Annotated in this window: 3 protein-coding genes and 1 pseudogene; all 4 read left to right on the top strand. The window is 58.6% G+C overall.

Going from position 1 to position 24,191, the window contains the following annotated elements; genetic code table 11:
* Complete coding sequence (locus J3R84_RS37770; RefSeq protein WP_239637615.1) at positions 1-10,515, top strand: SDR family NAD(P)-dependent oxidoreductase; 10,515 nt, start codon at positions 1-3, stop codon at positions 10,513-10,515.
* A pseudogene (locus J3R84_RS37775) lies at positions 10,461-11,500 on the top strand (acyl carrier protein); the annotation flags it as partial. The gene J3R84_RS37770 and the pseudogene J3R84_RS37775, both read left to right, overlap by 55 nt.
* Positions 11,501-11,560: 60 nt before the next feature.
* On the top strand, positions 11,561-14,434 hold the full coding sequence (locus J3R84_RS37780) for a flavin-containing monooxygenase (protein ID WP_225968627.1): 2,874 nt from the start codon (positions 11,561-11,563) through the stop codon (positions 14,432-14,434).
* Between the two features lie 10 nt (positions 14,435-14,444).
* Positions 14,445-23,999, top strand: coding sequence for an alpha/beta fold hydrolase (locus J3R84_RS37785; protein ID WP_203528972.1), 9,555 nt, complete (start codon positions 14,445-14,447; stop codon positions 23,997-23,999).
* The last annotated feature ends 192 nt before the right edge of the window (positions 24,000-24,191 follow it).

Consider the following 24,191-nt stretch of genomic DNA (forward strand, 5'->3'; position numbering starts at 1 on the left):
ATGGCACGTTTTTACTCCGACATCTTCTGGCAAGTGGAACAAGAGCTCCTGACGCGCGAAGAGGCGCTCGCTCTCCTGCGTAACTATCAGTCCTCTGGTTGTGTTGCGGAGACGGGTGACGTCCGGTGGGTGCGGCGGCATGGGCCAAACCAGACGGGGCGAATGTTGCTCTATTGTGTTTTGACGGGACGTGAAGGCCTCATTGCCGATCGAACGGCCAACGGCACGCGGATTCTACAGACGGCCGATTGCCTGGAATTGATCCGAGCCGCCGTTCATACATCAGGAATGGACCGGCCGGGCTTCGAACTGAAAAACATCAGCCTTGAACAGCCGCTTGTCCTGGAAGAAGAGGAAGAGCGTCTTCTGGTGGTAGCGCTGACGGCGGAGGAGGGCGATGCGGTTGGCTTCACACTGGCCTCGACATCGCTATCGCTCGCTGACATCGCGCGAAAAATCGAGAATGACGAGCTGGTACGAGGCCAATCACTGTCTTGGCCTTCGGAGCTGACCGTCCATTACACGGGCGGATATTGCCCTGAGGTCCTTGAAGCAGCGCGGAAGAACGAATTGCTGCTGGCTCGTCCCGTCTGGCGTTCGGCGTCGATGAAAACCGGAAGACCGGTCGAAGACCAGTCGAGCCACCATCGCATTGTTCTGTTCGGGGACTTCGGTTCCAGCGGCGTCACGCATCAGACCGCGGACCTGGTGCATGCATTGAAAGCATGTTGGCCCGTCGATATCGCTTTGCCAGAGATAGAGTCGCTCGGGCTTGAGGGTGAAGGGTTGACCGATCGCTTCACCGATGGGAGTCTTCGCCTGAAGACTTACCTGCAAGATTATCTGTCAGCGTCACCGCAGACGTCGACTGTTCTCCATGTGGTTGTCGACGGAGCATCGCTCTTTGCACGAGGCGCGCATGCGATGTTGTTGTGCGTCGCGAAGGAGTATCCGACGCTGACACCTCGGATTGTCTCGTGGGATGCCGGGTTGTCCGTCACGGAGATGGCCAGGGTTTTGACCGACGAGGCGATACACGGGAACATGGATTATGTGCGCTACGCTCCCGAGCGTGCAGGCAAGCACTGGGAAGCATTGGCTGTCTCGGAAGGGAAGCCGGCGCATAGCTGGCGAGATGCGGGTTGCTATCTCATTACCGGCGGCCTGGGCCATGTCGGGCTGGCCTTTGCGCGGGACATTGCAAACACGGTGGACTCACCCTGCATCATCCTCCTGGGAAGGCGCCCGCTGAGTGCTGCGGAAGACGCCCAGAAAGAGGCCATCCGGTCGCTGCGGGCATCCGGAGCCAAGGTTTTCTACTACAGCGTTGACATCGGCGACGAGCAGGCCGTGCAAAATCTGATTGGCGGGATCGAGCAGGATCACGGCCCGTTGCATGGCGTTTTCCATGCAGCAGGTGTGATCGAGGATGCATTGTTTGCGGAGAAGGCCGCGGACAGCTGGAAGCGCATCATGCGGCCGAAGGTCCACGGCACTGTAAACCTCGACAAAACGACCCGGCACATGCCACTCGATTTCTTTGTCCTGTTTTCGTCGGGTACCGCCGTGTTTGGAAATACCGGCCAAGGCGACTATGCCGCCGCCAACGCCTTCATGGCGGAATACGCGGCGCAGCGGCAAATCGAAGTGGCGCACGGATACGCGCGCGGTATGTCACTCTGCATCCATTGGCCACTTTGGGATGGCGGCATGGGAGTGTCTGCCAGCCGGGCTGAGCGCATGTATCGCGAGACCGGCATGAGTTCGATGCAGGCAGCGCAGGGCGTCGAGGCGTTTCACCGAGGCTTGATGGCGGGTAGCACCGAGCTGCTGGTTGCTGCCGGCGACACGCACAGGCTGGCGCAACAGCTCACGCAGGAACTGGGTGGGGGCGATGTCCAGCCGCATGCCGAACCGGGCGACGATCCGATACTGCCGATCGACAATTCCGCGCAACAGCACCGAGACGACGCTGCGCTTCTCAATGCCGTCAGGCGCCATCTCCAATTAATCGTCGCCAGCACCTTAAAGCTCTCGATGCAGCAGCTTCGCACCGATCAACCGCTCGGTCAGTACGGTGTCGATTCCGTCGATACGATGAAAATGACGCGGGACCTCGAGAAGATCTTCGGAACGCTTCCGAAAACCCTATTCTTTCAATATCCCACCGTGGACGAGCTGGCCGGATACTTTGCGGCCAGTTATGCGCCCCAAGTTGAAAAGCTTCTTCAACAGGCGTCACCCACAGCACAGAAGCGCACGCCGCCCGTCAAGGCCGGGCAAGACGGTGACACGCCGACACCGCCGTTCAAGGAGATCGCGCAACCCCAGCCACCGCACATTTCCGCATCGTCGAACGGCCTTGTCGGGCGCCGCGACGACATAGCAATCATCGGTCTGTCGGGGCGTTATCCCAAGGCAAGGGATATCATCCAGTTCTGGAACAATGTGGCCAATGGTGTGGATGCGATAACTGAGATTCCGGAAGATCGCTGGGATTGGAAGGCATTTTTCCGATCGGAGGGCGGCGATCGTCCGGGCGCACATGCAAGCAAATGGGGCGGTTTCATTGCCGGAATGGATGAATTCGACCCGCTATTCTTCAACATCGCTCCCAGTGAAGCGGAAATGATGGACCCGCAGGAGCGGTTGTTCCTGCAACATGCCTGGATGGCGCTGGAAGACGCGGGGTACTGCCGAAGCGCGCTTGCCCAGGCACGTCGGCAAAGCGAAGCTGCCGATGGCGAGCCCGCCAACGGTGACGTTGGGGTTTACGCGGGCGTCACGAGCAGTGAGTACATCCATTGCACGAACAACGATCCCGAGCAGCTGGTTGGCAGCAGCTTCGCCGGCATCGCCAATCGCGTGTCGTATGTGCTGGATCTACGCGGTCCCAGCATGACTGTCGATACGATGTGTTCAAGTTCGCTGACCTGCCTGCATCTTGCCTGCCAGGAACTGGCGTCTGGCGGGATCGACATGGCGCTGGCCGGTGGCGTCAATCTGAACTTGCACCCCAACAAGTACCATCTGCTGAGCCGCGGTCATTTCATCTCGGTACGCGGTCGCTGCCACAGCTTCGGCGCGGAGGGCGATGGCTATATTCCATCGGAGGGCGTCGGCGTGCTGTGCCTGAAGCGCGTCGCTGATGCCGAGCGCGATGGCGATCATATCTATGCGGTCATCAAGGGGAGCGCCATTAACCATGGTGGCAAGAGCCAAGGCTACAGCGTGCCGCAACCGCAACGCCAAGGGGATGTCATTCGTCAGGCATTGAAGCAGGCGCAGCTCGATGCCCGCGCGGTGAGCTATCTAGAAGCGCATGGAACCGGAACCTCGCTCGGCGACCCGATCGAGATTTCCGGCCTAAGCCAAGCCTTCTCCAAGGACACACGGGAAAAGCAATTTTGCGCCATCGGATCGGTCAAGTCTAATGTCGGGCATTGCGAAGCGGCGGCGGGCATTGCGGGTGTCACCAAGGTGATTGGCCAGATGCAAGCGAGGGAATTGTTCCCATCGCTGCATGCCGAGCAGCTGAATTCCCACATCGATTTTGCGAGCGGCCCATTTTCCGTCGTGCGCGAGCGGCAGGCTTGGCATGGGTGGGAGCAAAAGCGTATCGCGGGCATCTCTTCCTTCGGTGCTGGCGGGTCGAACGCTCATATCCTTTTGCAGGATTATATTCCGCGGGTGGATGTGGCTCCGGTTGGGCCGGCTGATGTGGATGGCCCTTTTCTTATTCCCCTTTCGGCGCGCACCCCGGAACAGTTGATCCTGCAGGTTCGCCAATTGGTCGATTATCTTGGACATTGCGAGGAGGTAGGCGGCGAGAAGCGCGAAACGGCAAGGCATTGGATGCGCCCACCCGCCGATCTCGCAAGTATCGCCTACACGCTGCAAGTCGGACGCGAGCCTTGGGAAGAGCGCCTGGCCGTGATCGCGGATTCTCGCCAAGAGCTTCGCGCGTTGCTGGAAGGATATCTCGCGAGGAAACCGAACGAGCTGAAGGTCTTTTCCGGCGGCAGGGTGGCGGGAAGCAGGCTGCTGCCATTGCTTACGAACGATCAGGATATTCACGAGCTGATCGATAGCTGGTTTGCCAAGCAGAAATACATCGAGTTGCTGACGGTCTGGACAGAGGGCGTGGACCTGGACTGGACTCGACTATATGCCGAGGCCGGTTGTGGCCTTCGCAAGCCTCGCAAGGCCAGTCTGCCCACCTATCCGTTTGCCGACGAACGCTATTGGCTTCCAGCGCGGGAAAACCGGGTTCGAGCCGAGGCCAGCTCCGACGCCGGTGAGGTCTTCCAACAGGCCACGATTGTGGACGCTCCCGCCGACTCCAGATTGGCCTTGATGGTTCCCCAATGGGAAAATTTACCGCAATTGCAGGCTGTCGACGGGCCTGCTCGTTGCGGCACGCATGTGTTTCTTTGCGGCTGGGCCGCCGACGACGCCAAACAACTTTCCCTGCAAGGGACGGATGAGCCTTGCCAAATCATAGCGTCCGCTGCATCGCAGATCGATAGGTCATTTGCCGACATCGCGTTGCAATTGTTCGTCGGCTTGAAAGCTTTGCTGACAGGAGATGCCAGGTCGTCCGTGCGCGTGCAGGTGGTCGTACCTGCCCATCATTGCGGATTGTTGTCAGCTCTCGAAGCCATGTTGCGCAGCATTGCCATGGAGCATCCGGCGTTTGTCGGGCAGGTGGTGGAGCTGGAATGCGACCTGACGAAAGACGACGCATCCGACCTGTATAAGCAGGTTCATCGCAGCCGGGATCACGCCGAGGTGTCGTTGGTCCGTTATCGCGATCGCCGGCTCATGCGGCGCGTGTGGCGGGATATGCCGGATACGACGGTTGCGGACATGCCCTGGCGTGAGAACGGTGTCTATCTCATTACCGGCGGAAGCGGTGCGCTGGGCTCGCTTCTGGCCCAACAGTTGGGCGATGATGCCCCATCCCTCAAACTGATCCTGATCGGCCGTCGCCCCGTCTCCGAGTTTGCGGGCAGTTCTGCGGGAGCCATCATGACGGAGATGCGGGACCGGGGCGTCGATATCGAATACCGTTCGGCGGATATCTCTCGGCTCGCGGCTTGCGAAAAGCTTGTTGCCGCGGTCGAGCAGAAACATGGTGTTATTCACGGCATATTCCACGCCGCCGGTGTGACGCGTGATGCTACTGCGTTGCGCAAAACCTCCGAGGAATTCACCGATGTCCTGGACCCCAAGGTGTCGGGCACGGTGAATTTGGATCTGGCGACCCGCCATTTGAACCTGGACTTTTTCATACTGTATTCCTCCTTGGCCGGCGCGATGGGCAATGTCGGTCAGAGTGACTACGCGGTGGCCAATGCCTTCATGGATGGCTACGCCACCTATCGAAATCAGCAGTGCGCGGCTGGTGTGCGCCATGGCCGGACTATCTCCATTAACTGGCCCTGGTGGAAGGCGGAGGGGATGTTTCTCAACGAGCACGCTCAGCGCGTGTTGCGAGAGCAGACCGGCATGCAGCCATTGGAGATCAACGAGGGCATGCGCGCCTTGAAAGTGGCGCTGGCGCTCGGCAGCGAGCAGATCATGGTGATCTACGGTGATGTCGAGAAAATGCACAGAGCGATCGCCGTCGGATCGCAAGACGGCGAAGGAACCGAAACCAACGCAGCGGATGATGTCGACACCGATGCGGCCGGCGACAACCAAGTTTCCCTGTTGACGACCATCACCGACAGGCTGCGCGAGTTGCTAGGGCGCCTTTGCAAACTGTCGCCGCAGCGTATCGACCCGCGTGCTCCGCTCGAAAATTATGGTGTCGACTCGGTAAAAATCATTCATTTGCAGCAGGGGCTCAGCGAATTCTTCGCCGAGGTTAGCTCCGCCATGCTGTACGAGCATGCGACTCTTGCGAGCCTGGCGGAATATCTGGTCGCGCAGTACCCGACGGAAAGCAGTGGCTGGGCCAGGAGCAAAGCGGCACCGTCACCACAAAAAGCAAAGCAGCCAGTCGCGATGGAAGCTGCAAAGCCTGCCATCGGCATCTCTGCGCTCCCGATCACCCCGCAAATCAGCCCCGCCGCGTTCGCGGCCACGCTGGATGAGGGCGGCGACATCGGGCCTATCGCAATCATCGGTATCGCGGGGAGATATCCGAAGGCTGCCAATATCGACGAATACTGGCGGAACCTGGCCGCCGGTAGGGATTGCATCGACACAATCCCCCTCGATCGCTGGTCTCTCGATGGCTTTTTTCTACCGGGCAAGGAGGAGGCCGCGCGTGAGGGCAAGAGCTATAGCAAGTGGGGAGGATTTATCGATGGTTTCGCGGACTTCGACCCGCAGTTCTTTTCCATTTCTCCTCGTGAAAGCTATCTAACTGATCCCCAGGAGCGTCTTTTCCTTCAATGTGCATGGGAGGCGCTCGAGGACGCGGGATGCAGCAAGGAGGCCCTAGTTAGGGATTACGGCAAGCGCGTCGGCGTGTTTGTCGGTGCGACAAAGACAGGCTTTGAATTATATGGTCCCGAATTCTGGCGCCAAGGCAAGGTGTTCCTGCCAAGGACGTCGTTTAGCTCCATTGCCAACAGGGTTTCCTTTTGCCTGGATCTGACGGGGCCAAGCCTCGCGATAGATACGATGTGCGCGAGTTCGCTGGTCGCACTCCATGAGGCTTGCGGCCATCTGCAACGCGGCAGTTGTGAGCTCGCTATCGCCGGAGGAGTCAACTTATATCTGCATCCGTCCAACTACGTTGTGCTGTGCTCTGCACACATGTTGTCGAGCGAAGGTCGCTGCAAGAGCTTCGGTGCTGGCGGAGACGGATTTGTTCCGGGAGAGGGCGTCGGTGCGGTGATCCTCAAGCCGCTGGCGCGGGCGCAGCGGGATGGCGATAGCATCTATGCGATCATTCGCGGTAGCGGCATCAATCACACGGGAAAAACGCATGGCTACATGGTGCCCAGCCCCGCCGCTCAATACGCCTTGATCAGCGAGACATTGGCGAAAGCGGGATGCGATGCCGATTCGATAAGTTACATCGAAGCCCATGGTACGGGCACGGCACTGGGAGACCCCATCGAGTTTCGCGGTATAACGCGTGCGTTTGGTGCCAAAGGGGTCGAGGGCAAGCGTTATGCGCTGGGCTCCGTAAAGTCGAATATCGGACACCTGGAGGCCGCGGCTGGCATAGCAGCCTTGACCAAGGTCGTCTTGCAACTCCGCCACCGGAAGCTGGTGCCGACTTTGCATAGCCGGGAGACCAATCCCGAGATCGATCTGGCAGGCTCGGCTTTCTTTCTGCCCCATGAGCTTCAAGACTGGCAGGTAGATCCGACAACGCAATCTCCGCGCCGTGCAGCCATTTCGTCTTTTGGCGCCGGTGGCGTGAATGCTCACCTCATTGTCGAGGAGTATGTCGATACGCGCACTATAGCGGCCGGTTCGTCCAGGCCGGCCGCACCAAGCATGTTCGTCTTGTCGGCCAGGAGCACGGATCGTCTCGATGCCTATCTCGATCGGTTGATCGAGTTCCTGTCCCATGGCGATTGCGAGATCGCGGACCTCTGCTTCGCTCTGCAAACGGGGCGTAGCGCGATGCTTGAACGTTGCGGTTTCATCGCTCATTCGACGGAAGAATTGCTCGAGGCCTTGCGGTCCCACCGGCAAGGGATGCAGGTTGCCGGATTCTACCGGCAGCGTATCGGGGAAACCATTCCCGCAGGCGATTGGCAGACGTCGCATGCGCAACAGGATTTCCAACAGATCGTGCAGTCCTGGGTACAGGGCGCCGAGATCCCTTGGCAGGACTTCTATTCGTCGCTTTCACCGCTAGAGCGTCCGCGCAAGATGCGCCTACCCAATTATCCCTTCAAGCAGCAACGCTTCTGGCTGGATAGGTTACCCTCTCACATGGCCCTCGAGTCGTCCTTGATATCCGAGAAAGGGGCGGAACGACTGCCGCCCGCGTCAACGACGGCTGCGCTCCAGAGCCTGCAGCCCCCTCTTTCAACAAACGATCGCGGCGTTGCGGACGCCGGCAAAGTTCGGCTGCAACCTGCGAGAGAGGTGGCGCCAACCAAAAGCGAGAAGGTGTCGAAGATGATAAGCTTGTTGGACCCGGATTCCAGCCCGTTCGCAGCCGCAGAACATTCGGCGCCGGCAGCAGATGATCTTATAAGTTGCATGATTTCGGGCGGCACAGTCGGATTGACCATGCAGTGCGAGAGCAATGAGATAGCACATGTGCACCTGGCCGCGCAGGGGAGCGCATCCGAGCTGGTGACAGCGCTCACCGGCATATTCCAGCGTTCGCTGAACGCCGTATCGGGGAGCACTGAAGGCGCTGTCAGAGCCGTAATCCTGCACGGCCCCAAATCCGGACTGTACCATCACCTGTCCAGCCTTGCCACGGATGCAATGGATGGTCTGGTCGAGGCCATGCACAAATCACCGTGGGTGATCTTCTCGGCATTGCATGGGGATGCCATCGGCCTTGGGTGGTTGCTTGCAACAGCGAGCGACGTGCTGGTCGTGGACGCCGCCCGCCATTACGGCTACGGAGTTGACATAGCCGGGCAGTCCGCATTCGTCCGGCAATTCCTGAAGGTACGCTTCCGCGACCGCCCCGCCGCCTTACCGATGCTGGCGGGAGACGTGCTGAAGGGAAGGCAGTGGCAGTCGAGAAGCATTGGCCTGCATGCCGTTCCAGAACGTGAAATATTGGAGCAGGTTTCCCTTATTGCGGAAGCTTTGCTGAAAGCAGGTGATACCGGAAACCTACTCAAGGCACATTGGAAGCAGGTTTTCTCTCCCGGTGGTGATGTCTCGCGCTATCCAGTCTGGCCGAGCCTGCCCGACCTCTCTTCGGAGCTCGTTGCGGTCCCGAGTGCTTTGGACCTCGGTCAACCCGTACCGCTGCCATATCCCTCGTTTGAACTTTCCATCAACAGCAGGGGGATTGCGACCCTTCGCCTGCAAGACCGGGCGACCAAAAATGCCCTAACCGGGGAGCTGATATCGGCCATGGAAGAGGTCATGGCTTGGGCGGAGAAGACGCTGGCATGCAAGGTTCTGATCATCACAGGCTATGATACCTATTTTTGCACCGGCGGCACGCGGGAAGGGCTTCATGCCATTCAGCGAGGCAAGGCGAAATTCACCGATGCCAGATTGTATGAGCTGCCTTTGAGGTGCTCGATCCCGATCATCGCGGCCATGCAAGGCCATGCTATCGGAATAGGCTGGTCGATGGGGCTCTTTTGCGACGCCACGCTCTTTGCCGAGGAAAGCGTCTATCACTCCCCGTATATCTCCTATGGTTTCTCGCCGGGCGCGGGATCGACCTTGGTTTTCCCGATGCGGCTTGGCCTTGATCTGGGGCGGGAGGTCCTATTGAGCGCCATGCCATACAAGGGACTACAGCTGCGCCAGCGACTGCCGGGGTTAGCGGTATTTCCCCGCAAGCAAGTTCTGGCGCAGGCTCATGGCCTGGCGGAGCAATGGGCTGCACAGGGGTCACGCGAAGTTTTAATTAGCAAGAAGCAGCAAAGGCTTGCGCCATTGGTGGAGCAGTTGTCGGCGGTGGTCGCCGGGGAGCTCGCGATGCATGAAAAGACATTCTACCATAACCCGGCCGTCGCCGCGCTGATCGATAGTGAATTCGGACTAGGTGTTGAAGGTGACACCGGAGAGCAGATCCCTGTGGCAAGTGCTGCGAACGAAGCCAGGCAACGGTTGGATTCGGTGCTGAAAACAACCCTCGCAGCTGAAATTCAGCTGGCGGTGGACGAGCTGGATGAGCAGGCGAGCTTCGTGGATCTCGGATTGGATTCCGTCACCGCGGTCACTTGGGCCAGAAATCTCCGGCAGCAATTGTCGCTGGAGCTGTCACCGTCACAGATCTATCAGTATCCGAGCCTGGCGAAGCTTCTGGAATATCTTCTCGGACAGACGTCCCGGTCTGCGGCGTCCGTCGTGGAGTCGGCGATAGCGCAATCGCCTGTCGTGGAGAAGATCAGCACCGTCGCTCCGACGTCGTCTCGCTCGCCCGCGATTGCCCGGATCATCGTAGAAAGCTTGGCAAGTGAGCTGCAACTCGATGAGCATGACATCGACACCCAGGCGAGTTTCATCGATCTGGGGCTGGACTCCGTCACGGCTGTCATCTGGACCAGAAAGCTGAACGTCCATCTATCGACGACACTGTCTCCAACGCAACTTTACCAGCATTCCACCGTCGCGGCGCTCACGCGATATCTCGAAGGCAGCGCGGCGCCTGTGGCAGCTTCTCTCGCCCATGTTCCGGCCGATGCGGTACGGAGAGAAGACGGTTCACCATCAACAGAAACGGGAAAGCTCGATTTGTGCTCGCCAGTGATCGCCGTGGGTTCCGCGAAGGAGACGGTCCGGTTTTTGATAGCGCCGGCGTCGTTCGAAGCTTGGCCAAGGAACTGCTGCTCGATGTGGCGGATATCGATCCCCATAGCAGTTTCGTCGATCTGGGCTTGGATTCGGTGACAGCCATAACCTGGTCGAAGGCACTGGCAGCGGCCTATGGGGTCGAGCTGCGTGCCAGCCATCTCTACCAGTTTCCGAACGTGAACGCACTGACGGCCTATCTTTCGACGGTCTATGTCGGAGCGGGTTCCCCGGAGCTGCTGTCTGGCGGTGTGTCGCCAGAAGACAATACGACCGATGGCACAGCGGAACTTAGTGCTTTGCCTGAATCCGCCCCGCATCGGACCGAGACCGCCGCTTTGTTAGGCACGGAGGTGCCATGCGGCACTGACGAATCCAGGAAAACCGATGTTCCCTGGAGAAGCACGGATATCGCGGTCATCGGCATGGCGGGACGCTTCCCCCAGGCGGCCGACATTGATGCCTTCTGGCGCAACCTCATAGAAGGCATCGATTGCATCAGCGAGATTCCCGAGAGCCGATGGTCATCGGAGAAATTTTACGATCCCGACCCTCAGGCCAAGGGCAAAACGACCTGCCGCTGGATGGGATTGTTAGAGGAGGTCGATGCGTTCGACGCGGAGTTTTTCAGCATCTCGCCGCGCGAAGCCGAAAGCATGGATCCGCAGCAGCGCGTGTTCATGGAAAACTGCTGGCATGCCATAGAGCACGCCGGATACAATCCTTTCAGCTTGGCAAACCAGCGTTGTGGCGTTTTCGTTGGTTGCGCGACCGGAGATTATGCCAGCCTATGCCCCAGTGAGGAAGTTGGCGCCCAGGTGTTCACCGGTGGTTCGAGCTCGATTCTTTCCGCCAGAATGCCTTATTTCCTGAATCTCGATGGGCCTTGTCTGGCCATCGACACGGCTTGCTCTTCGGCATTGGTCGCAGTCAACGAGGCATGCAACAGCCTGTTGCTGGGCAATAGCGATATGGCCATCGCGGGCGGCGTGTGCGTAATGGCCAGCCCGACATTGCATATTCTGTCCAGCAAGGCTGGCATGTTATCCCCCAAGGGCGTTGCCGCACCTTTGACAATGCGGCAAATGGTTTTGTCCCTGGTGAAGGAGTCGGCACGGTCGTCCTCCGGCGTCTGGAAGACGCGGTGGCGCAAGGTGATACGATCTACGGCGTCATCCGTGGATGGGGTACCAACCAAGATGGCAAGACCAACGGCATCACCGCACCGAATCCTGAAGCGCAACGGCGGCTTACCAGCGAAATTTATCGCCGTTTCGACATCGACCCCAAGCAGATAAGCCTCGTGGAAGCCCATGGCACCGGAACCAAGCTGGGTGACCCGATCGAAGTCGGAGCGCTGAGCGAGGCATTCAACGAATTCGGGGCAGGGACCGGCTATTGCGCGCTTGGCTCCGTTAAAAGCAATATCGGCCATCTGGCCCTCGCAGCGGGGGTCGCTGGGCTTATCAAGGTGCTGCTGAGCCTGCAACACCGGCAAATTCCACCAACGCTTCATTGCGACACCGTCAACGAGCATATCGATCTCGATAGGTCGCCCTTCTATATTCCGCGAGATGCGCGCCAATGGGATACGCTCGGCGAGAAACGCATGGCGTGTGTCAGCTCCTTCGGCTTCAGTGGCACCAACGCCCATCTGGTGGTGGAGGAATATCGTCCAAAGACACTTCCAAACATGGAAGACCGTGGGGATGGCCCGCAGCTTGTTGTCCTGTCGGCAAGACGGCCCGAGCAACTGAAGGCCAATGCGAGGCGTCTGCGCGACCATCTGGTCGCCCGCAAAGAGTCGGGAGATCCGCCGGAGCTGGTGGATGTCGCCTATACGTTGCAGACGGGGAGGGCAGGTTTCAAGCATCGTCTTGCGATTGTGGCTTCTTCCATAGGGGATCTGGTCGATCGTCTCGATCAATGGCAAGTGACCCAGCAGGCCGCCGACAACCGCAATACACTGGATCGGAAGGGGGTATATGAGGGCATTGCGTCTCTATCGAACGACGCCGAGCGGTCTGTACAGATTCGCGAGGCGCTGGTTGGCGGCAGGCATGATCGCGCCGCTTCGCTCTGGGTTGCCGGAGGCGACTTCGATGCGGATACCGATGCTTTCGGGAGCCTGCACCCACGCCGTATTGCTCTGCCGGGCTATGCCTTCGCAAGGCATCGTCACTGGTTTGGTCGCGAGAAGCCGGTTGTGGCAATTGGCGCGCAGGCGAAGCCGGATGTTCAGTCCCCCTCCTTGGTCAAACGTATCGAGAAGCCGAAGGCATTGTCCGAAAAGACGGGAAAAAGAATAGCCGTTGTCGGGGCTGGCCCAGCGGGTCTAGTGATGGCGAAGTCTCTGCTCGAAGAGGGGCATAGGCCGGAAGTTTTCGACAGGCAGCCCGATCTGGGCGGTGTCTGGTTGCTTCGCTCGGAAAGCAAGCAGGCGGGCGCCTATAAGAAGGTTCGGTTCCAGACTTCAAAATATACGAGTGTCTTTTCGGACTTCAGCGGGCCTTCCGGCGGCGGGCATTTTTATGGCGTTTCGGACATGCATCGCTATCTGAGCGCCTATGCAGAACATTTCAACTTGTCTCCGCATATCCGCTACCGCACGGAGGTGACGAAGATCGTCGCCTGCGCCGACCGATGGAAGGTGACGGTCGCGCGAGATGGCGAAATCCGCACGGATATTTATGATGGAGTTGCTCTTTGTCAGGGCTTGTTCTGGAAGCCTTGGCAACCCGACTTTGCAGGATTGTCGAGCTTCCAGGGACAGGTCATGCACTCTGGTTCCTACTTCGACGAGGAGTGCCTGCGCGGCAAGCGCGTGCTGGTCGTCGGAAACGGCATCAGTGGCATGGACATTGCGGAAGATGCAACGAAAAGCGCCAGCAAGGTCTATTGGGCCATGCGCCGCCCGAAACTCATCATGCCGCGAATGGCCGGTTTCGTGCCGAACGATTTTCAATCGCCCGCCAGCCTTCTCGCGGACGGCGATCCGGCGCAAATGCTGGAGCGCATCCGACATTCGATGCCAGACTACTATCGCCAATATCGGAAGAGCGGATTGCTTCCCAATCTAGATGAGTTCCGGGAGCAACCGGTTGTCCAGATCAATGACGGCATCGTCCAGATGGTCGCGAATGGTCAGGTGGAAGCCATCATCGATGAAATAGACGAGTTTCAACCCCAAGGATGCCGCTTCAAGCACAGCCAACGCAATCTTGACGTCGATATCGTCATATTCTGTACCGGATACGCCAACGGCGAATACTTGGATTCGCTACCCGGCGTGTCGATGCAAGACGATTTCGCCATGGGTATCTTCCACAGAGATAATCCCAGCTTGGTATCCACATCATGTCCGCTGGGGATCGCCTATTCCGGTACCTTCTTTTTCCCCGAAATGGTGGCTCGCTGGTACGCACGGGTGATGTCCGGAAGCTATCGCTTGCAAGACAACGAGCTGAACTACCATCTCGACCGCCGCCACGGCGCCGTTATGGGGCCTATCGCCAGCCTCGTGTTTGGCCTGAAGCTAGGGCTGTTGCCCGATCCCAAACGTGAGTTCAAGGCATTTTGGCAACTCCTGAACCTGCCATCCTTTCCTCAAATCTACCGCCTGCGGGGCGAGCATTCCGATCCCGACGCTGCGAACCGTTTGGAGGAATTGCGGAAGCTTAGCTTGACCAATGGAAAGCAGACCGCCGCACTTGAAGTGGTCAAGCATCGTATCCTCGCTGGTTTCGATGACGTGGTTCTGCGGGATCTGTTGAGGCGTGGCGAAATTGAGGAACGCGATTACCAAGGCGCCGGCAGATACGCGACGCGAGCGATCGTTTTCGACTGGCAATCTCAATACATCATGCGCGGGGACGCCGCCGCCCGATCCGAGACGACCCCCGCATATGGCGCCCCGCATAACCATGTCGATGACGAGGATTATTACCGCAAGCTGTTGGGGCAGTTGAAGACTGGCGAATTGGACAATCAAGGCCTGCTGAAAGCGCTGGCGATATAGGAGCATTGATATGACCGACGATTTCAAAACTTTGTTTGACCAGCTGCGAAATAATGCATTCGATGAAGTCGAAGCAATCGGGCTTTTGGCGGATCTGCGTCAAAGGCTGCAACAGGCCGCAGCCGGCGTTACCCGGCATCCATTGCTCGCGACCTTGGATTGGCAGGCACAGCCTTCAACTGCACCGGCTGACGCGACGGATTTCGAGGCCATCGATGCAGTGGTACTGGTTTGCAGTGACGCCCGGAAGTCCGCGGAATGGGTCGCCGCGCTTGCTGCTCCTGGGCTTGTACCCCGCGTGGTGCAGCTTCATGCGTCGGAGCATCTCCTGTCCAGACTGGCACTTGCGGATAATCCGGATGAAGCCCTGGCTGGGCACGGGAATGCCTTTAGCACCCTAGATGTCATCAGCGGAGGAAGCAATGTCGCTGTTCTCTTACTGGACGATCTGTATCCGCAGGTCGATGCACTCGGCGAGCCCTCGATCGTGGAGCAGCGCCATCTATATCTGGGCAGGCTGTTGTGGACTTTTGCGCTCATGCAGAATCTGCTCCAAAGGCGCTCTCTAGAGCATTGCCATGTCTTGAATCTGGTATCGCATCGTCACGCCTTTCCCTTGGCCTCGGGACTGCAAGGGCTATTGAAGACCCTCGTCCTCGAGAGCTCTCGCATGGCTACCGGCACGATTTGGCTGTCGGAATCCGACAGCCCTCAAACCCTAGCCAAACTGGCGGCGCGGGAACTGCGGGAGTTCGAACGCGGTCATTATCAAGATATAGCCTGGCTCGATGGCCGACGTCACACGCGGGTGCTGAAAGAGAGCGCCCGCTCTGATCTTCCGGTTGCAGGCGATCCGTTGGACGCGAATGACAGAGTACTGATCACGGGCGGTGCCGGTGCTTTGGGCAGGGCGATTGCCGAGCGTTTGACAAGCGAGTTCGGCGTTCAGGTGGTGCTCTGCGGGCGTCGTCGCAGCGAAGAACTGGACGTCAATGAGCGTAATTGGTTGGCTCGGCATTCCACGGTACGCTACTTTTGCGCCGATGTAAGCGATCCCCGGCAGGTTGGTGAATTGATGGCCGATTTGCGCGGCTCCCACAAGACGCTCGCGGCGATCTTTCATGCCGCTGGTGGCGTGGACGATGCGCCGTTCGTTCATAAGACACTCGCCTCCGCGCGTGCCGTCCTATCGCCCAAGGTGTTGGGAAGCTACTGGCTTGACCATTATGTAACGGCGATGGAAGTTCGCTACTTCGTCTGCTTTTCATCAACTGCGTCTTTGATGGGTAGCGCCGGTCAAGCTGATTATGCAAGCGCCAATGGCTTTATGGACGAGTTTTGCCGGATCAAGCAGGCGGCGATGGCGCCAGGCGCAGACGACGATCATGACGGTTGCAGGTATGTGAGCATCAACTGGCCATATTGGCATGAGGGCGGAATGCGCGCGGACGCCAAACGGCTCAGCCGATTGACCGAGCATAGTGGCCTGGAAAGCCTGGACATACCCACCGGTTGGGAAAGCCTGCTGCGCGTAATGGCGCGTCCATCGCCACAAGTCGTGGTCCTGCCAGGTGATCACGTAAAACTGCGGCAGGTCTTCCTGTCGTCCCAGACGATTGAAGAGACAGGGCGTGCGCCGGTTGACCCGCTTGAATTGCCTCCGGTGGCGGACGGGGCGGAGGCGATTGGGGTGGCGGACCTGGAAGGGGTTCTGCGCGAATTGATCGCGAAGACCTTGAAAATGGATGAGGCTTCCATTTCCGACGACGAAAGCTTCAATAGCTATGGCTTCGATTCCATCCTCCTGACCGAGTTGGCATCAGCCATCAATCGCCGCTACCCTCAAATCACCCTGGACGTGGGGGTGTTTCTGGATCATCCCACCTTGCGGGAATTTGCCGATTGGATGCAGACGGGGCTCACCGAAGGGTATGACGGCGACCAAGGTGATGCTTTCGATGCCGCTGCAACCGAGATGCTGACAGCCGCTGACGATGTAAGCGATGCCCTGCTGACTAAGCTGAGGGAATTGGCTTCCAAGATACTAAAGCTGCCTGTCGAGGAACTCGATGCGCATACGCCTTGGTCGAATTTCGGTTTCGATTCCATAAATCTAAACGAATTCGCCGCGGAAATCGGCCGCGCGTTCCCGGCAATTCCGATCGGCGCCGATCTGTTTCTGTCCTGTGCAACCCTGGCGGAACTGGTCGAAATGCTGGCCAGGCACAAACCCATTCCGGATACCAGGGCCAGGCCGCTTGAGCTGCCTGCTCAGCCGAAACATGTGAACGCTGCTCCTGCTCGCATAATCGATTCCGCAAAGGTTGAAGCCGAGAGCGATACATTGGAAATCGCGATCATCGGTATCGCCGGACGCTTTCCCGCCGCGGCCGATCTCTCCGAATTCTGGAAAAACCTGATCGACGATCGCGAGGCAGTGACGTCCATTCCACCGGATCGCTGGCGCTGGCAGGACTATGCCGGCGACCCTCGCCAGGAACAGGGCAAGACGGATTGCCATTACGCATCGTTCCTGACCGGCATCGATAAATTCGATGCTCCCCATTTCAATATTTCCCCCCGTGAAGCGGAGTTAATGGACCCACAGCAGCGTCTGCTGCTGGAGTGTGCCTGGGAAGTTTTCGAAAACGCAGCCATCGATCCAGGTTCCGTGCGGGGACGCAAGGTGGGCATGTTTTTCGGCGCGGAGAAGAGTGATTACCTGTCGCTGATCGTCGATGCGAAAGTCGATATGGATCCATATATCAATACGGGTAACGCCCTTGTCATGCTTGCCAACAGGGTCTCTTATTTCTATGGTTTGACAGGGCCGAGCGTGACCTTGAATACGGCGTGCTCCAGCTCGTTCGCGGCCATTCATGCCGCTATCTCCAGTCTACACAATGGCTCGAGCGAGATGGCGTTGGCGGGCGGTGTCAACATCCTGCTCAGCCCAGGATTGTTCGTGCTCAATCGCAAGATGGGCATGCTGACAGCCGATAATCATATCAAGCCTTTTGACAAGGACGCTTCCGGGCATCTGTTCGGCGAAGGAGTGGGGCTCGTGTTGCTGAAACCCCTGAAGCGGGCCATCGAGGACGGCGACCCAGTCCACGGTGTCATCAAGGCCATGGACGTTGCGCATGGCGGGCATGGCCGGTTTCTGACTACGCCCCATGCGCCGTCTCACGAGGCCTTGATCCGAGAGGTCCTCGAGCGAGCCGATACGACATTGGAAGAGCTCGACTATCTCGAAGCGCAGGGCAGCGGGGACCAGGTCACCGATCGCATGGAGCTGGCTACGTATCACTCGCTGCTCAACAGCCGTTCTCGCTCCGAGCCCCTTCCGATCGGCAGCATCAAGGGACATACCGGGCATCTGGGGGCTGCCTCCGGAGTGACCGCCTTGATCAAGGTACTGTTGTGCCTCAACCACAATCGTCTCCTGCCGATCCTTCATCATCAGCAATTGAATTGGCAGGAGGCCGTTCCCTTTGCGGGACGCTTGCTGACGTCAGGTGAGGAGTGGCGGCCGAAGACCATTGCCGGAGAGACGGTGCCGCGAATGGCCGGGCTGCACAATTTCGGCTATGGCGGCGTCAACGGCCACATGCTCGTCCGCGAGTTTCTAAAACCTCGCCATCAGTCCAATGATTGGCCCGCTGCGGCGAGAGTTTGGGTCTTTTCAGCGCGCACCGCCGAACAGCTCAAGCAGACGGTTGCACGTTTCTGCCGCTATCTTACCGAGGGCGGGCATCGGCTGTACGGCCAGCAACGTCCCAGTGTCGAACAGATTGCCCATACGCTTCAGATCGGCCGCCAGGCGATGGCGCATCGTCTGGCATTGATGGTGGATGAAACGCTGTCCGACCAGCGGGCATCGGATGAAGCAGGTCCCATACAGGCGCGCCTGCAAGCCTGGCTGGACCAGGGGCGATTGGGTGATGGCATGTGGCACGGCGTGGTGTCTTCCTCCAATCCGGCGGTGAGGGACGATCGCGCCGGGAGCGGTAGACAGGATCGTCCGGCAAAGCTCGCCGAACGGTGGGTGAAAGGAGCGCCGATCGACTGGGCGGGTTGCTACGTCGATGCGCGTCCGGCAAGGTTGAGCCTGCCTTCCTATCCATTCGCGCCAACCCGTCACTGGGTGGCCTCGACGGTGGGAGGTAAGCCTGAGGCGGCGCGGATGCCATCGCCGCCGGTCCTGCATCCCCTGTTGCACAGCAATGTCGACACCGACCAGAAGATACAGTTTTCAAGCACCTTCCATGGTGACGAAAGCTTTTTCCGGGACCACCGCGTTCAGGATCTGAAAACGTTGCCGGGAGCCGCCTATTGCGAGATGGCGCTGGCTGCCGTCGCGTCGGCAATGCCTGAATCTGTCCGTCGATCCATTAGCTACCGCCTGGAGAATATCGTCTGGACCAAGCCGCTCACCATCTCAGACCGGCCGGTTCAGGTCAGCTTCATCATGGAGCGGGAAACCCTGCCAAAAAGCGTGCCGATAGATGCGGTCGGCGTGGATGGGCACGACGCATTTCGTTTTTCGATAAAAAGTATCCAGGATGGCTCGGGCGAGGTGTTGTCGCATGCCCAGGGGATGGCCTATCCGGAAGCCAGAGGTGCGATAACGCGACCGGCTCCCGTCACGATCAAGCGATTGCCCGTCTATACAGACGGGATCCTGGTCGACGGCGCCAAGCTCTACCGCTGGTTCCGCGATCTGGGCTTCGCCTACGGCCCGAGCCATCAATGTCTCGGTGAGCTTTTCTACCGTGAGGACGAGGTGCTGGCGCGCTTGCGGCTGCCTGATGTGTTCGAGCAGGAGGGGCAGGAGTTTATCCTGCACCCGGGCTTGCTCGACGGAGCGTTGCAGGCATCCATCGGATTCAGTGCAGCAGTTCTGGAAGGCGGGGGCGGTATCTCCGCCGATTCTCCGATCCCGTTCGGGCTGGAGCGTTTGCGGAATTATCGCACCGAGCGCGTCACCCAGGATATTCGATGGGTACGCTTGCGCAAGCAGAAAGGGATGCCCGCCAGCCCGGTGATGAAGCTGGATATTGATCTGCTCGACGGCGACGGTGCGATCTGCGTCAGTCTGGAAGGATACAGCGCGCGTCAAGGAAAAGTCAGCACTTTTCGTGTTCCCGAGCGCGCAGCGCCATACGGCGGCGGAGTGGGTCCAGAAGCAACCTTGCTTGGGCCTTTGCGGGCGGGAAGCGGAGAGCATCTTTATCCGTGCAGCTTCCAGCAGAGCGACGTCTATCTGCTCGATCACCAGATTGATGGAAAGTTCCTTCTGCCGGCGATGGCCTTGATCGATCTTGCCCGACGGGTAGCGGATACACTGCCCGCCAAGCCGGATGCTACGGCGCTGCGTATCAGCCGCGCGACTTGGCACAGACCTTTCTTTGTGGAAAAGCAGGGCCGTTGGGCTGCGCTGCGGCTCTGCGAACACGGGGATGCGTGGATGTTGGCACTAGAAAGCGATAGTGCCGATACAACGGTCCATGATGCGCCGGATGCGGTGGCTTATGCGCAGTGCGAACTGGCTTGGACCGAAGTCGAACCGCGCCTGCACTCATCGATCGCCGCGGAAGCGGAAGGGCGCTCATATCTGAGCGCAGAGGAACGATCGCGCCTGCTCCTGACCGCGCCGATGACCGAAGCCGAGGAGGAGGCGTCGCTCCTGAGGACCATCGAAGTTGTCGAATGCTCCCGAGCCGAACGTGCCATGTGGCTAACGCTTGCGAGCCCTGGTAAAAACACAGGGGTAACCCCCGCATTGACCGCGACGACCTTCGGTTTCCTCCTAAGTATAGTCAAGATATGCGGCGAAAACTACGGGCCGCAGGGGCTCGCTGTTCCCTATAGCATGGAAGATTGCTTGCTCTATCGAGCGGTTCCGGAGAGGGTAAAGGTCACCATCATCGAGGCAAATCAAGCCAAGGGGTCAAGATACCGCAGGTACGACATCGGCGTCACAGATATGGCGGGGGTACTCGTCATGCAGATCACCGGCTTGGTCATGGTGTTGCTGGAGAAGCAAGCGGATGCCGGACAGTCTTGGTCGCCGGTTGTCATTCCGTCCATCGTGGACGTCGACAACGGCGTAGCGCAAGTCTTGCATCAACAGATGCGCGATCTTATCGGCAAATTGCAGAGGATTCCGCCCGATAGTATTGGCCTGGATGACGATCTCACGCATTTCGGGCTGGATTCGTTCAGCTTCACCGAGCTATCCAATCTTATGAACCAACAGTTCGGCATCAATACGATGCCGACCGTGTTCTTCGAGCATGGGAATCTGCGTTCATTGGTAGAGGGTTTGTTACGGCAGCATCCTGAGCTCGATATTGGTGCCAGGAAGACGCTGGAGGAAACCCGACCCGATGTTTCGTCAACCGTTTTCAGTCCCCTTGCTGGAGAGCGGGATGGCCCGAGGATATCCGCGCAGGATGCGGCGTCACCACCCAGAAAGCCCGTCCACACGCCTAAACGCGACATGGATGCCATTGCCATCATCGGCATGGCCGGGCGTTTCCCGGGAGCCGACAATCTTGAGGACTTCTGGAAAAATCTGGCCGATAACCGCGATTTGGTCGGTGAAGCCCCTCCGCTCCGCCAAGATCAGCTAAGACTTCGCAGCGACGAGAAAATAGGCCGCGCGGGGTTCCTTTCGGACATCACCGGCTTTGATGCGGAGTTTTTCGATATCCAGGCTCCAGAAGCGTGCCGTATGGACCCGCAACTAAGGCTATCCCTTGAGACCGCCTGGCATTTGCTGGAGGATGCTGGTATCCCGGCCAGCCGGCTGCGCGGCAGCGACACCGCGGTCTATATGGCGGTTTCCTCCACGGATTACAGGACATTGTGGTTACGCGAAAAGGGTCTCGATGATCCTGGCAGGGAAGAACAACTCCCTTACATGATTGCCAACAGACTCTCTTACACCTTCGATCTTCGCGGCCCCAGCGAGGTCATCGATACGGCTTGCTCGAGTTCCTTGGTCGCTCTGCGCAGGGGGGTGGAGAACCTGCGGCAAGGGCAGTGCCAACTGGCAGTCATTGGCGGCGTCAATGTCATCGCCTCGGCGGAAGCCGTTCTGAACGCGAACGGTTCCGGTTCGCTGAGCGAGGACGGTTCTTGCAACTCCTTCGATGCACAAGCGGACGGTTATGGCCGTGGCGAAGGGGTGGGAATGCTGTTGCTGAAGCGGCTCGAGGATGCAGAACGCGACGGTAACCGTATTCACGCCGTGATCCTAGGCACCGAGCAAAATCACGGCGGGCACACATTGTCTCCCACTTCGCCCAGTGCCGGCGCGCAAAAATCGGTGTTGGTAAGGGCCTATCAGCAAGCCGGGTTGGAGCCTAGCCAGGTCGGCTATATCGAAACCCATGGCATCGGTACGCTGATCGGCGATACCATTGAATGCGAGGCGCTATTCCAGGCTTTCACGGATTTGCATGGGCAACAGGCTGGAGCGCCGGATCCGGCAAGCTGCGCTCTAGGCTCGGTAAAGAGCAACATCGGCGACTTGGAAGCAGCAGGCGGTATCGCCGGCGTAATCAAGGTAGTCCTGATGCTCCGGCATCGGAAGATCCCGGGCAATCTGCATTTGCAGGAAACCAATCACCATCCGGAATTCGACGGTAGTCCATTTTACCTAGTGCGTGAGGCAGCGGAGTGGTGGCCCGTCGTCGATGAGCAAGGCACGGTGTTGCCGTTGCGTGCAGGCGTCAGCAGCTTCGGTCGCGGAGGCGTCAACGCGCATGCTATTCTGCAGGAATATCTTCCCGCTGAAGAGAAGGTAGGTAGTCGCGATGAGGTTCGGCTCACAGAACATGCCATCGTCCTGTCCGCCAAAAGCAAGAAAGCGCTGGTCGCTCAAGCCCTTGCTCTGATGAGCTATATTGAGGATGCGTTGGCAAATGGTATTGTCGCCGCCGTTACCGAACGGGAATGGCTGCACAATATTGCCTACACCCTGCAGGGCCGTCGCGAAGCCTTGGTCTGGCGTTTCGGTGTTATTGTGGGATCGCTGAGGGAACTACAGCAGCAGCTTCAAATCTTTGCGAAAGGGTCAGGACCAGCCGACGTTGAGTCCGGCAATTACGGAGTTTCCAAGGTTCTTAACGTTAAACGGTATTTTACCGACGATGAGGACATGCAGGCGCTGGCGGGGCGGTGGCTCGACAAAGGCAGAGTGGATAGATTGTTGATGCTCTGGATGGATGGAGCCCCGGTTGATTGGGACATGCTCTATCGGAACCGGCCAGCCGCATTCGTGGATTTGCCCTTGTATCCCTTTACCAGGAGGTCATTTTGGCTCGACGGTGGCGACGGAGGCAGTACCCTCCCCCTTGCGGAAACGGATGACGCGCCGAAGGATACCAACGATGCCGTATTCAATCAGAAGCCAGTCGGTGATGCCTTGAATGAGCGTGTGCGCCGACTGTTAGCTGAGGTGCAGCCGGCGCGGGGCATGGATGTGAACGACCTCACTCCTTTGTCAACATTGAAGCTCGACGCTTCCAACGCGATCGAGTGCATACGACGCATAAATGAGCTGTTTGGCCTAAGCATGACACTTGGATCGTTTTATCAGCATTCGACAGCGGGAGATTTGTGCTTCGGCGTGCGCGGGCTACTGCGACGGCAGGATAAGGAGCCGGTCAAGGGCTATCCTGTTTCCGGTCCCATCAGCGCGGCTGATTTCAACGACTACTATCGGATGGCATTCGGATCCGTCAAAGCGTTTAAGAGTGAGCTTGTCGAGCTTGCGGGGAATGTGCGGCTTGAGGTGCTGCACAATATCGACAAGCGGAAGCCGCTTTTGGTTCTCCTGCCGCCGATGGCCTGCCTCGGCACGATATGGCTACGTCAGGTACAATATTTCGCCAAGCGGTATTCCGTCATCATCTGCCATTACCCTGGTCACGGGCTTAGCAGCGGTTTAGATACAATGGAAGGCAGCGAGCAGGGTGTGCAAAGTATTGCCAAGCTGATCTGGGCGCTGCTGGATCACTACCGCTTGCATTCTCCTGCGCATTTGGTGGGGTGGTCGATGGGCGGGTTGATCGGGCAATGCATGGCGATGGAGCAACCCGGACGAGTCGCGACTTTGACGCTGGTTAACTCCGTGGCGCCCTCGATCGACAATGATCAAAGGGGGATCAATGACGCAACGCGTGAGCTGGTCAACGAAGTTGCGATCACTTTGAAACCAGCCATCAACGAATATTTCAACGGTGATTTCAAGGCGATAAAGGCCTGCTACGACCCAACGGTGTTCGATGCCTATCTCCAGCTCGTGAAGCAGACGCAGACGTCGAATGCGCTTGATAAATTCGTCTTTCCAGCACTTGTTATCGCGGGTGAAGAAGATCGGGTCATTACGTCCGATGCCTCCAGACGGTTGTATTTGCGGTTAAGCAAGGCGTCCTTCCACCTGTTAGACGATGGGGGGCATTATCTTCCCGTGACACATGCGGATTGGCTCAATCGGTGCCTGGAACAGCATTTGGTCGATGGAGATTCGAAGTATCAGCATGCGCGATAGCATGAGCGTAGCGACGACAGTGATTGACCAAGGCCGGCATGTTAGATTTGGATAGAGAACCAAGGTGAACTTCGGAAGCTCGGGAAAAAAATTCCCGAGCTTCCGGCATAAACGGACGCGGCGTGCCCGGCTTCACGGACGCCGGCGGCTTATCAACATGAGGAGCCGAACAAGACTGCTCGGTCGCGCTCA

The organism is Ensifer canadensis (assembly GCF_017488845.2).
GTDB classification, from domain to species: Bacteria; Pseudomonadota; Alphaproteobacteria; order Rhizobiales; family Rhizobiaceae; genus Ensifer; species Ensifer canadensis.